The sequence below is a fragment of the Serratia marcescens subsp. marcescens ATCC 13880 genome (assembly GCF_017299535.1).
Classification (GTDB): Bacteria; Pseudomonadota; Gammaproteobacteria; order Enterobacterales; family Enterobacteriaceae; genus Serratia; species Serratia marcescens.
Window position 1 is genome coordinate 2,383,354 of record NZ_CP071238.1, and the last position, 12,842, is coordinate 2,396,195.

General features: G+C 53.5%; 7 protein-coding genes. 2 read left to right on the forward strand and 5 right to left on the reverse strand.

Annotated features, from left to right (window positions below; genetic code table 11):
• Positions 1-296: 296 nt before the first annotated feature.
• On the forward strand, positions 297-1,583 hold the full coding sequence (locus tag J0F90_RS11500) for an HlyD family secretion protein (RefSeq protein ID WP_016927851.1): 1,287 nt from the start codon (positions 297-299) through the stop codon (positions 1,581-1,583).
• A complete protein-coding gene (locus J0F90_RS11505) occupies positions 1,576-3,675 on the forward strand; it encodes a peptidase domain-containing ABC transporter (RefSeq protein ID WP_016927850.1) in 2,100 nt (699 codons plus the stop codon). The genes J0F90_RS11500 and J0F90_RS11505 overlap by 8 nt, the downstream gene beginning before the upstream one ends.
• Positions 3,676-3,861: 186 nt before the next feature.
• Here the strand turns inward: J0F90_RS11505 and J0F90_RS11510 are convergent, their stop codons facing one another.
• The 5 genes from J0F90_RS11510 to J0F90_RS11530 form a co-directional block, all read right to left on the reverse strand.
• Entirely contained in the window at positions 3,862-4,149 is a 288-nt protein-coding gene (locus J0F90_RS11510; RefSeq protein WP_025302730.1) for a hypothetical protein, read from the reverse strand.
• A 42-nt stretch (positions 4,150-4,191) separates the two neighbouring features.
• Positions 4,192-4,359, reverse strand: a complete 168-nt coding sequence (locus tag J0F90_RS11515) for a hypothetical protein (RefSeq protein WP_016927849.1) — start codon at positions 4,357-4,359, stop codon at positions 4,192-4,194.
• 24 nt (positions 4,360-4,383) lie between these two features.
• Positions 4,384-4,644: a hypothetical protein gene (locus tag J0F90_RS11520; protein ID WP_016927848.1), complete on the reverse strand. Its 261-nt coding sequence runs from the start codon at positions 4,642-4,644 to the stop codon at positions 4,384-4,386.
• A gap of 244 nt (positions 4,645-4,888) precedes the next feature.
• A complete protein-coding gene (locus J0F90_RS11525) occupies positions 4,889-9,034 on the reverse strand; it encodes a non-ribosomal peptide synthetase (protein ID WP_033640430.1) in 4,146 nt (1,381 codons plus the stop codon).
• On the reverse strand, positions 9,034-12,840 hold the full coding sequence (locus J0F90_RS11530) for an AMP-binding protein (RefSeq protein WP_033640429.1): 3,807 nt from the start codon (positions 12,838-12,840) through the stop codon (positions 9,034-9,036). The genes J0F90_RS11525 and J0F90_RS11530 overlap by 1 nt, the downstream gene beginning before the upstream one ends.
• Positions 12,841-12,842: the final 2 nt, after the last annotated feature.

Below are 12,842 nucleotides of genomic sequence, written 5' to 3' on the forward strand. Positions count from 1 at the left end.
ACGCCGCTGCATATTACATATGGCGAGAGATAGAATGAATAGAGTTATTTGATTAGGAGACTCTTTATTGGTTTTTTATCGATATGCATAGTGATATACGGCTATGTGGCTGGGTAAGTGCGTAAAAAACATTGCATTTCTTCGGAACGCCCGATATCATAATGAGAATAATTATCTTTACGATATCGCTAATTAAAAACAACAGACCTGTTTTAATCTCTGCTGCTGTTTTTCGATATGCTTCCGCATTTTACGAGCCAAGGCTGGCTTGAATTTTATTTCTGGAAAGGGATGTCATGCGTGATTTGTTTCGACAGGAAGCCACGGATCATCAGCGGGCGAAATGGGCGGGTAAGGCTTTATTGATAAACGGCTTGCCTGCCTGGTGCTTTGGTCTTTTATCGTTTTTATTTATTCTTGTTTTCCTCTCTTTTCTTATATTCAGTCATTATACACGCCGCATTAATGTTTATGGTGAAATCACCACCTTCCCCCGCTCAGTCAACGTGTTTGCGCCCCAACAAGGCTTTATCTCGGAACGCTTCGTCGAAGTGGGGGATGTGGTTAAAAAAGGCCAGCGTCTTTATCAGATTGATGTCAGCCGAGTGACGGATAACGGGAAAGTGAGCGCCAATACGCGCCTGGCGCTTGAAAACCAGTTAAAACATGTCGACAGCATCATTCTTAAGTTGCAAGACAACAAGCGTATGACGCTGGAAAATCTACGCGCGCAAAAAAAACAGTATGAATTGGCGCATATGCAGTCCAAACAGCTGTTGGATAATGCACGAGAGGGGGTGGCATTTGCTCAGGACAACATGCGTTCCTATAAGGAATATCAGCAACGCGGTCTGATTACCAAAGATCAGCTTAGCGGGCAAACCTATTCATTTTATCAACAACAAAGTCTGTTCCAAAACCTGCATAGTCAACACATTCAGGAGTCGTTGCAAATTACGAATTTGGAAAGTGACATCGTTACGCGCGCGGCAGATTTCGATAACCAAATTTCGCAGTACCAGTTTCAGCGCAATGATTTGCAACGGCAGTTAGCGGAAGCCGATGCCAGCGGCGCATTGATCGTGAACGCCCCAAGCGATGGCCGCATTGAGTCTCTCAGCGTTACGCCGGGTCAGATGGTCAATAGCGGTGACAGCTTGGTACAGATTATTCCACGTAATGGCGCGATTTATCAGCTAGTTTTATGGTTGCCGAACACCAGTGTGCCTTATGTTTCAGCGGGGGACGGCATTAACATTCGCTATGACGCTTTCCCTTATGAGAAGTTCGGTCAGTTTCCCGGCAGAATAGAAAGCATCGCTTATGTACCGGCCTCCATTCAAGAAATGTCAACTTACAGCAGTTCTCCCGTGCATCAACCCAGCGCGCAAACGGCATCTTTTTACAAGGTAACCGTTTCCCTGGATAAAACGCATATCAGTTACCAGGGCAAAGCGTTGCAGCTCACTAACGGCATGCGGGCTCAATCCACGCTGTTTCTGGAAGAAAGGCCTCTATATCAATGGATGTTCTCACCTTTCTACGATATGAAAAACAGCCTGATGGGGCCAATCAATGACTGAATCTTATTTAGACGCGCTAAAGGGCAAACTCAATTTGTCGCTGCGCCGCAAAGTGCCGCAGATCCTGCAAACTGAAGCCTCGGAATGCGGGCTGGCCAGTTTAGCGATGGTATGCCATTACCATGGCTTGCAAATCGATCTGTTTAATCTGCGCAGCCGCTACGGCTTTTCTTCACGCGGGGCGACGCTCTCCGCGTTGATTGACATCGCGAGCGCACTCAAGCTGCAATCCAGAGCGTTATCGCTGAATATCGATGAGCTTAAAGCGTTGAAAATGCCCTGTATTCTGCATTGGGACATGAAGCATTTCGTGGTGCTTGTCAGTGTCAGCCGAGGGCGGGCGGTGATCCATGATCCTGCCTTTGGCCGTAAAGTGCTGGAGTTGCATGAACTGTCGCGGCATTTTACCGGCGTAGCGCTTGAGCTATGGCCAGACAGTGAATTTCAGCCGATCAAACAGCAAAGCAGATTGCGCTTTCGTAAGCTGATGAGCAATGTGCGCGGCCTTAAGGGAGCCTTGCTAAAGATCTTCTGTCTGTCGATCGTGATTGAAGCGGTTAATCTGCTGTTGCCCGTTGGTACGCAGTTGGTCATGGACCATGTGATTTTGGCCGGCGATCATGATCTTTTAGCGCTGATATGTATAGGATTGCTGTTCTTTATTTTATTCCGCACCGGCGTATCCATGTTGCGCTCGTGGATCTCTATCGTCATGGGCGCGTTGATAGACGTGCAATGGAAGGCGGGAGTGTTTGATCATCTGATGAAATTGCCGCTTTCCTTCTTTGAGAAGCGCAAGTTGGGTGATATTCAATCCCGTTTCGGCTCATTGGATACGATAAGAGCGACTTTCACTACCAGCATCGTCAGCAGCATTATTGATGGCATCATGTCTGTCGGGGTATTTGTCATGATGCTGCTCTATGGCGGCTGGTTAGTTTGGGTGGTGCTCGGCTTTACGGCGATATACGTCATTCTCAGGCTGTCGACTTATCAACATTATCGGCAGCTGTCGGAAGAGCAGTTGGTGAAGGGCGCGCGGGCCGGGTCTCATTTCATGGAGACGTTATATAGCATCAGTACGTTAAAGGCGTTGGGGTTATCTGAAACCCGTTCACAGTATTGGCTGAATCTAAACGTAGAAACGATCAATGCGGGTATCAAGCTGACCAAGTTAAACATGATGTTTGGCGGTTTGGGGGCGTTTATTGCCACCTGCGATCAGGTGATCATCCTTTGGCTCGGCGCGGCATTGGTCATAGACAATCAAATGACGATCGGCATGTTTATCGCGTTTAACGCCTACCGTGGGCAGTTCTCGGAGCGTGCCAGCAGCCTGATTGACATGATGCTTCAGCTGCGAATGTTAAGCTTGCACAATGAAAGGGTGGCGGACATTGTGCTTTCGTCACCGGAACCGCAAATGCCCGCGCGTCAGCTCTTCACAAAAGGCAACGCCGCAGAGCTTCAGGTGCGGAATCTGCGCTACCAGTATGATCGTTTGGCGAAACCCATTATCACGGATTTGAATCTCAGCATTGCTGCGGGAGAAAGCGTGGCGATTGTCGGCCCCTCCGGCGTGGGTAAAACCACATTGATGAAGTTAATGTGTGGGTTGCTGTCGCCGGATGAAGGGGCCGTGCTGGTCGATGGTATGGATATCAGCAACATTGGCGTTAATAATTATCGCCAATGTATCGCTTGCGTGCTGCAGGATGACAAGCTGCTGGCGGGATCTATCGCTGAAAATATTTCAGGATTTGACGCCGAAATGGATCTGAAACGTATTGAGGCGTGCGCACGGCGTTGCAATATGCATGATGATATTCAAAACATGCCGATGGGCTACGAAACATTGATCGGCGAATTGGGGGGAAGCCTTTCTGGCGGACAGAAACAGCGTTTATTGATAGCCCGTGCGCTCTATCGCCGCCCAAGCATTCTGTTTATGGACGAAGCGACCAGCCACCTGGATCTCGACAATGAAACACATATTAACCGCGCTATTTCACAACTGAACATTACCCGCGTGATTATTGCGCACCGTCCATCGACGATTGCCTCTGCGGATAGAGTCATTCAACTCGGGTAACGTCAGCTTCGCTTCACCTGGCTTCTTCATCTCGACATTTTCGCTACGCCAACCGCGCTGCTCACCCTGTGGTGGGCCCATGACAAAAAGGGTTATCATAACGATAACCCTGGCATGAAATGACGCTTTAGGCGCTGAAGCCAACGTTAACCGGGGAGGTCAGCCGTGTGGCTGGCAGGGCCCCGATCAGTTCGAATCGGTATTGTTGTTGTTCCCCCACATGGTACCGCCGCCGTTGCTCCCGCCCCAGGGAATGCCTGATGGGCCAACAGAGCCGGGGGCACGATCGCCAGTGACATAGTTACCGACAGCACCGCCGACAATGGTGCCGACAACGCCGCCCGCCACGCCACCGATAGAGCCGATGCCACCGCCGATCGCTGCGCCGACCGTTTCCGCGGAAACCGTCAATGTACCGCTGCGATCTCCTGCACCGGAAATGATTGAACATTCTTCAGAGGTAAGATTGCGCATATTTGCTCCTTAATCATTAAATTTTAAAATAAGCCACGTTTATCATGCCGAGCGTTGCCCGCGATCGCTATTGAGCAATTTATGGGTGCCGATAACGGCAACGGCGATAAGGGCGTATTTCAAGAAGCGATTGAGGGTGAAATAATCCGCAATCGTGCCAGCAACAAGCCCAATTAAAATGGCGAACAATACAATAAGTGACTTTTTCATATGATGAACACGAATCTTCCTGTATTAGTTACTGTCGGCAGGATTGTTCGTCGATGTTTGTTTATTACCACCCAACATGGATTCCACCATTTTGCCTGCGGTATAGGCGGCACCACCGATAACGGCACCGGCAACAGCGCCTGGGCCGGCACCGACACCGCCAGCCATGGCGCCGGTCATCGCGCCACCAACCGCGCCGGCCGCGACGGCCCCGCCCAGCTCCGCATAGCTGAAATCCCCAGCGGCTGCGATAAAGTTCACTTCATTAATCGTAAGTTCTCTCATAACGACTTCCTTATATTATTGGTTTTTGGTTTTTGCAGTTTTCCGATACCAGAAAAATGCCACTAGCAAGGTTGAAAAGATAAAGGATTGAATGATTGTGCTGGTAAACCTCCTGTCTTCGGAAAAAAATAACGAATAAAAAATATCCATGAATGTGTAGTAAAAGCAGAACAAAAAAATCCAACTGCTGGGTAATTTCATCAGTGCCTCGATAGGTTTGATTGGCCAGGGGTATCTTCTCGCGTTATTCCAATGATGTGGACAACGCGCGCAGCATCCGCGTCAGCGCTCGAAGAAGTTGAGCGTTGTTTAAAATGCTGTAATGCGTTTCTGCACAATAATTGAGTTGAACGTCATGAGAGGATTGCCTCTCCCAGCGTTGTGCAAGATTGGGGTGTTTACGCTGACGTTGCTGGCTGAGCCAAAGCGTCAGCGGTATCGCTATCTGTGGCAGAGGGCCGGCGTTATTCGTCAGATCAAAGGATTTTTTCAGCGCCCAACAAAAGGCTTCGGCATGTTCCAGCGTGATCTTCTCCGCAAGCACGCTCTGATTCAGCGCATAGTGCATTTTTATCTCGTTGGCGAAGCTGTCTATCGCGTTCGTTTCTTGATGCCGACACAAATGGCGCGCAATACCGAGAGAGTCGAACAGGCTGAGGTAACTTTGCGCCACGCTGAAACCTCGATTCACTGAGGGGGGCTGGGCGGGCAAACCGCTGTCGACAAGCACCGCATGCGCAAAGGGCGCGCCTTGTTCCGTAGCCTGCGCCGCCATATGGACAGCTAATTGGCCGCCCAATGACCAGCCGGCGATAACGGCAGTGTCGCGTTTGGCACGCGGTATGGCCGTCAAATGGGAGGCGGCCAATCGCTGCAGGGTGAGTGTGTCGTCTGCGCCTGGCGCGGCCAACCCCGGGCTGGCGATGGTGATGATGTTGGCGCAGGCGGAAAGTTGTTTTGTCCACTTTGCATATTGATGCACCTGGCCACCGGCACCATGCACCAAATACAAGGTGGGCAGAGAGGGGCGATCGGCTGCGCCGGACAAAATCGATAACGGCAGGGGCGCGTTATCGCGCAGACGCTCGGCAAGTTTATCGAGTTGTGAGTAGCCAAGGATTTCCGCCAGGGTTAATTCCACATTAAGGGCACGTTTGATGTTACCCAAAAACGTGATGCCGGAAAGCGAGCTGCCGCCATTGCTGAAGAAGCTGGCATAGGGGTCGATCTTGTCTGGAGCACAGCCTAACGTATCCGCCAACAACTCACGTAGCAGCATGAGTTCCGCGGACGCGGCGGGAACAACATCGCTGGCCTGACTCCGTTCGGTGCCTGGCGATAGCAAGGTGCGATCCAATTTGCCGTTGCGTGAAAGCGGGAAACGTTCAATAAGATGATAGTGGGATGGCGCCATATACGCGGGCAATGCGGCCGTAACCTGCTCGCGTATTCTTTGCTCCGCCTTGACGCTGGCTTTCCCCGCCTCGGTCAATGTGAAATAGGCTTCCAGATACGGTGTGCCGTTCCGGGTTTCATCGCGACAGACGACGCACGCTTCAGCGACCAGTTCGCTGCTTTTGAGCGCGAATTCGACGTCACCCAATTCGACGCGAAAACCCTGCAGTTTCACCTGTTGGTCTTCGCGGCCGAGAAATTCGATGTAACCGCTGCGATGCCAACGGCCACGATCGCCGGTGCGGTACACGCGTTCTCCGGTGGTTGGGAGAAGAACAAAGCTGCCGGCGGTGGTTTGCCTATCGCGCCAATACTCGCGGGCAACGCCAACGCCACCGATATAAATGTCGCCGGTAACGCCGAAACCGCACGGCTCGAGTTTTTCATTCAACACCCACATGCTTTGATTCGGCAATGCGGTTCCATAGGGGATGGCGTTTCTGTAGTGCGTATCTCGTGTAAGCGGATGATAAATTGACCATATTGCCCCTTCGGTGGCACCGCCAAGGCTGGTGATGGTGGCGTTGGGGCAAAGCCGATGTGCTTCGGCGATCAGCCGCGGAGAGATACGATCGCCGCTCAGCCAGATATGCCGCAGTTGAGGCAGCGACAGGATGTTTTCTTGTGCGCAGTATTGCACCAGCATTTGCAAGATGGCGGGAACCGAGTTCCAGATGCTGATTTTCCGCTGGCGTATCGCATGTAGCCATGCTGACGGCTCTTTAGCGTCGTGCGGCGATAACACGGTTACCGATGCGCCGGCTAGCCAACTGCCGAACAGGTCATAGACCGATAAATCGAAGGCCAGGTCGGCGAGCGCCAATACGTTGTCACGATGTGAAACGTTAAACAGTTGATTCATGGTCAGCAAGGTATTGGTGACGGCGCCGTGTTCCATCGCCACGCCTTTTGGCGTGCCTGTCGTCCCCGATGTATAAATGACATAGGCGAGTGCTTCCGCTTCGCCTGGTGGGAAGGTTGCTGCGCCTGTGACAGGGGGAGAAAACAGCGCCTCCAGATCCTGAACGCGGGTTGTCTGCGGATAGCGGGCGCGATGGTGAACCCGATTGCTCACAACCCAGGCGCAACCCGATATTCGCATAATGGCCGCTACGCGGGCATCCGGTAATCCTTCGGCCAACGGCAAGTAGGCGCGTCCGGCGAGGATCACGCCGAGCGCCGCAATAGCTTGATGAGCGCCGCGTGGAAGATCGATGGCGATGAGCGCGCCTGGGGCGGTATGGGCGTTCAGCCAATGCGCCACGAGGCCGGCGTGCCGCAATAGCCGATCGTAATGCCACACCTGATCTCCCTCGAACAACGCCGGGCGATCCCCATGCTGGTGGGCAGCGCGTAACAGCCGATCGGAAAGAGGTTGCCGCAAGCAGGCCGGCATCGCCTGCCCGACGGAGAGCTGCCGCAATTGCCGGTTATCGGCCATTGGCGCCAGCGAATAGTGGTCGACGGCCTGCGAAGGATCGCAGGCAATTTGCTGCAACAGCAATGCGTAAGCTTGCGCCAATCCGTTAATACGCTCCGGCGTAAACAGCTTGGCGTTGTATTGCCACTCCAACTGAATGCCTTCTGCGCCGGAAATTACTTCCAGAACCAGATCAAACTTGGGCGGCGCATAACTTCTTGGCAGGGGGTTAACCTGCGCACCGCCAAGATTTAGCTCGTTGCTTTTGCGATGTTGGCAGACGAACATGATTTGAAAAATGGGGTGGAACTTGCCGCGCGTGGGCTTGAGTTGTTCAACCAGGTAAGAGAAGGGCAATCCCTGATGTTTGAAAGCGCGCGCAAATTTATTGGCGTTCTTTTGCAGCAGCGCGGTGAAACTGTCGTCGCCAGTGATGATAAATTGGTGAGCGATCGTGTTGACGAAGCTGCCAACGGCGTCGTTTAACGTCGGCTCATTCCTGTTGGCGATCGGGCTACCGATGACCACGCGATCCGTCGCCGATTCTCTGGCAATCAGTAACGCGAAGGCGGAGTGCAACAGCGTAAACAGCGTCGTACCGTTATGTTTGGCTAACTGGGCCAGGGCCGGCTCCAGTTCGTTCGTAAGCGATGTTCTGACGATATTCTGTGTTTTGCCTGCCGCGGTGATGGCGATATCGTATTCAAGCGCGTGTTTTTCCGGCGCACCATCCAGTTCATCGCGCCAAAACGCCATGCTGTCATCGACATTGGCGACGGCGAGGAAAGGGTCTTCAAGATAGCGGAAAAACGCCTGGCCGTTGTCATAATGCCAATGCTCTTCGTACGCTTGATAGTCACGGCTCAGTTCATCCACCAGCAAATTGGCCGTCCAGCCGTCGACCACGCAATGGTGGAAGGTCAAGAATAGATAGTGGTGCTGCGCGCTCTTTCTCAAGATCCGGCAGCGCAGGGGATACTCAGCCGCGAGGTCAAACGGAATCGTACACTGGGCGTTAAGCGCCGCCAGCATATTTTCTTGCTGCTCTTCACTGTTCAGCCTGCTGATGTCCTCGAGGCTGTGTTCGAAAATGGTTTCATCAGGATGCACGATGTCAACGGTGATGGCTTCACCGTCTAGCCGGTAGCGGCCGCAAAGCGCACCGTGCCGCTTGAGCAGTTTTTTCAACGCGGCGAGCAAACGCTCGGGTTCAAAGGGCCCCAGGATCTCTTTAGCGATCGGAATGTTATACAGCGGGCTGTTCTTGGTGAAGTTTTCATACAGCCACAGGTATTGCCCCGCGTAGTGATTGACGGTGTAACAAGGCTTCTCGCCGGTGTGCCGCTCTGAATTGTCCGGCGTACAGACAGATAAAAATGCGGTAATGTCTTCCTGCACCGCACTGAGTGCGGCGGCGTCAACATGCTCGATGGTTTGGCGTCGAGGCGACAGTTCGCCGAATTTTGCTCCCTGTTTCGCCATTTCCATCAGATTGATCAAGCCGATGACGCTCATCAGTGCGCTCCTTCCATGTTGACGTCGATAGTTTTCGCTGTTCGACCGCTTTTATTCGGGCGTTTGTCGCTGTGGGCGGAAATCAAATTCAGCCAATGCGCTAAGCTACACAACTGCACTCCCGGGTTTCTCCGCTGCGCCATTGTGAAGGCGGCGCGATGGTCGATATTCTCGCCATCATCGAAACCGAAGATCCTCAGTACGCAGCCGTTCAATCGCTCATTGGCCGTATCGAACCGAATGTGCGGGAAATAACCCAGCCGCGCAGAGAGGGCTATCAACTCTGTAACACCGGCGTCGACGGCTTGGCGGCGCGCATCGACTTTATGCAGCAACAGTAGCCGCTCATGCCGGAAATCGCGTAGCAGGCCTTGCGTGAGTCTGGCTCCGCCGGCCGTATCATGCATAAAGATCATGTGGTTAACTCGACCGGGCAGGGTGTGCAGCAGGGCCGAAAGTGCATCAAGCCAACTGGCATATTGAGTGGCTTCGTTCGGTACGTTGAATATGGCCGCGTTCAGCGACCATTCAGCAGGCAACGGCAGCGCCTGCGGTGACAGAATGTCCACACCGCGTTTGTCGGCGAGGGCGGCCAATAAAAGCCGTTCATCTGTGCCTTCGGGAGATTGAATAAACAGCCTGCTGCTGGTCGGCGCCTCGGTTGATAGACAGCGGCCGATAGCGCAACGGATGTCCAGATGCTGCGGATCCAGACCATAGCGTGCATGGGCCAACTGCGTCAGGTGTCGGCAGAAATCGGCGAGTCTTGGATGTTCAAGAATGTCGCTCAGGTTCAGATCCAACCGACAGTGGGCGTTAAGCACGTTAATGATTTTTATGGCCTGCAGGGACTCGCCGCCGAGCGTGAAGAAGTCGCCATCGTCACTGCCCAGCGTCGCCAGCCAAACTTCATGCACTAGGGTGTTGAATGTCGTCGAACGCAACTCCCGTGTGGGTTCAGGCATCCGGGATTGTCTCTCCAGGGTGCGATAATCAATCTTGCCGTTAGCCAGTTTGACCAGCGGCGTTGGATGATGCACGAAGCGCTGAGGAATATGGGCATTGGGCAATTCGCCGTACAGTGTGCGGCGCATTGCCTCACTGAGCGGCTGCCGGCTGTGATAATGCGCGTACAGTTCCGTTCCCGCGTCGCCGCTTTGGGCCAGTACGGCAATCTCGACAATGGAGGGCAAGCGGGCCAGACAGCTTTCTATCTCACCCATATTGACGCGCTGCCCGGCGATTTTCGCTTCACGAATTTTGCGGCCAAGGAACACCAACTGCCCATCTTGGCGCTGGCAGGCGATATCGCCGGTACGAAAGGCGGGCATGAGATGGCCGTTGGCCTCAAGGGTGACGAACTTTTCCGCGCTCAGCGTTGGCTGTTGCCAATATCCCAGGCCGACGGTCGCTCCGGCTATCAGTAATTCGCCGCTGCAGCCGAGCGGCAACGGCCTGAGATCCTCGCCGACGATCGCCGTATATATACCATCCAGCGGTGTGCCTATCGTCACGGCGGCGCCATCGTTTTTGATTTCTGCGGCCGTCGCCACCACGGTTGTTTCGGTTGGGCCGTAGGAGTTGAATAACTTCCTGCCTTTGGGATAGTGCGCGAACCAGCGTTCTTTGGCTCGCGGTGAAAGGCTTTCGCCGCCGATGATAACGGTAGTGACGGCCGGCGGTAGCGTCTGTTCACCGCCGGAGGCGAACAGCATTTCATTAAAGTAGGCGGTCGGCAGATCCAACAGGCTGATTTGATGATCGTCGCAGAATGTGAAGAAAGCGGCAAAGCTGTGCTTGACGGTCTCGGGGGCGATACACAGGTGGGCGCCGGCCCCCAGCGTCATGAAAATTTCTTCGATGCAGGCATCGAAATGCAAGGGCGCAAATTGCAACACGCGTTCGTGCGGTTGAATGCCATAGCATTTTATCGCCGCATCGACAAAAACGTTGAGAGCATGTCGGGCGCCTATCACGCCTTTAGGCATTCCCGTCGAACCGGAGGTAAACATGATATAGCTGGTTCCGACCGGGAACGCCGGCGCTTCAGTCGATGTTTGCCGGCGAAACACGGTGAAGTGTGCGAAATCCGTCGGCATATTGAGTGTCGATGCGCGCCAATGCGCCAATGCGCCAGGCTCGGAATGAACGGAGGGACGCGTGCGATCGGTAATCAGGATAGCGTCGCTAAACTGTTCAAGCAGTTGACGGTAAGCCGCTCCATCCCCTTTGGCATTCAGGTTGACGAAGGGCATTTTCAATTGCAACGCAGCAAGCATGCAGATGATGGCCTCCGGCCCTTGCGGCAAGTCGAGCAACAGTACGGTATGTGCGGCGCGAACGGGAGCCAGGACATCGGCCAGCGCACGCCACTGCTGCTGCAAAACGGCATAAGACAGCGTTCTGAGCGATGACGAAGCGTGTTCAGGCGTGAGGATCGCCGTGCGTTGCGGCGCTTGAACGGCGGCACGATCGATACGCTGCATGATATCGACCACGGTGTCGTTGGCTGTTTTACCCAGCAGCGAGAGCGGGAAACGTTGTCGCAATGCCGCGACGGAAAGATTTTCCGGATCGTCGTACAGCAAGGTGCACAAGGTCTGTATCCCCTGGCTGTGCCGCACCAGACTGGCCGCATCGTAAAGCCCTGAGTCGGCATCGATCTCCAGCCGCAGCGTTTGGTTATCGAGATCGGGACGCATGTTGAAGACCAGATCCTGCGCGCCTCCTGAGCGTAAGTTACGGATTTCACTACGCTGAGCGGGAGAGAATGAGGCTGCCGCTTCAAAGGGAATGATATTGACCACGATGTTGAACAACGGCGAGCGGCTGGCGACGCTCCTCAGACTTTTTATCTCTTCGTAACGAAACGCTTGATGTTTCTTGAGTTGCTTGAGCGCGTGTTCAATGGTTTGCGCCAACTGTCGGCATGAGGCGGTGTCTTCAATATCGAGAGTCAAAGGAACAACGTTGGTCTTGCAGGTTAGCGCCTGCCTCGACAGGGCGTCTGTTCGCGCCATCATAGGAACGCCGATCGTTTGCTGCTTCTCGCCGGTACATAAGTACAAATACGCCATCACCGCTACAAAAGTGCGCGCCAGCCAAGAAGGATGTTCGGTTTGCAGCGCAAGGCGCTCGACAGGATAGGGCAACGACGTCACATGGCGGATGGTCTGTCCCGAGGGAATATTGGCGCAGGCTAATGTCATCGGGTCTGGCAGTGAGGCGCTGGCCGCTTGCCAAAAATGTCGGTCTGCTTGATAGGCGGCTGACTGTTTATACTCAGATTCAGCCCTGAGCAAGGCATCGATCGCCGGTACGTCTTGCGGTTGTTGTGTCTGGTCTCGGTAGGCCTGCGCCACTTGATGGATCAGCAAATAAGTGCCGTAACCATCAAGCAGCAGATGGTGGCTGCAGAAATACCACAGAAAGCGTTTCTCACCCAGCCTGATGATTTTTTGTCTGAATAACGGCGCCGCGTTCAGCGAGAAGGGGCGCTTAGCATCCGCTTCCATTAATTCGATAGCGGTGGCCATATCGTTGCCGCTCTGCGAAAGATCTACCCATTCCACTGAGATATTGGCGGTGACGGGATATTGATAAGGCGTGCCGTTATCCTCATCAAACAGAACGTGCAGCGTAGGGGTTTGGCTGACGACACGATGAATAGCACGTTTCATTCTTGCGATATCGAGAGTGTGATTTATTTCGACATATTCCGCGATATTATAGCTCGATTTGTCATCGCCGATCTTGGTGCCATAGTAAAATCCTGCCTGTGAATCCAGTAATTGATGTTTGCTCATTG

Excerpts from the sequence above, each read along its gene's own strand:
- J0F90_RS11500 (WP_016927851.1), top strand. The coding sequence starts at position 297 with ATGCGTGATTTGTTTCGACAGGAAGCCACGGATCATCAGCGGGCGAAA.
- J0F90_RS11505 (WP_016927850.1), top strand. The coding sequence starts at position 1,576 with ATGACTGAATCTTATTTAGACGCGCTAAAGGGCAAACTCAATTTGTCG.
- J0F90_RS11515 (WP_016927849.1), bottom strand. The coding sequence starts at position 4,359 with ATGAAAAAGTCACTTATTGTATTGTTCGCCATTTTAATTGGGCTTGTT.
- J0F90_RS11530 (WP_033640429.1), bottom strand. The coding sequence starts at position 12,840 with ATGAGCAAACATCAATTACTGGATTCACAGGCAGGATTTTACTATGGC.
- J0F90_RS11510 (WP_025302730.1), bottom strand. The coding sequence starts at position 4,149 with ATGCGCAATCTTACCTCTGAAGAATGTTCAATCATTTCCGGTGCAGGA.
- J0F90_RS11525 (WP_033640430.1), bottom strand. The coding sequence starts at position 9,034 with ATGAGCGTCATCGGCTTGATCAATCTGATGGAAATGGCGAAACAGGGA.
- J0F90_RS11520 (WP_016927848.1), bottom strand. The coding sequence starts at position 4,644 with ATGAGAGAACTTACGATTAATGAAGTGAACTTTATCGCAGCCGCTGGG.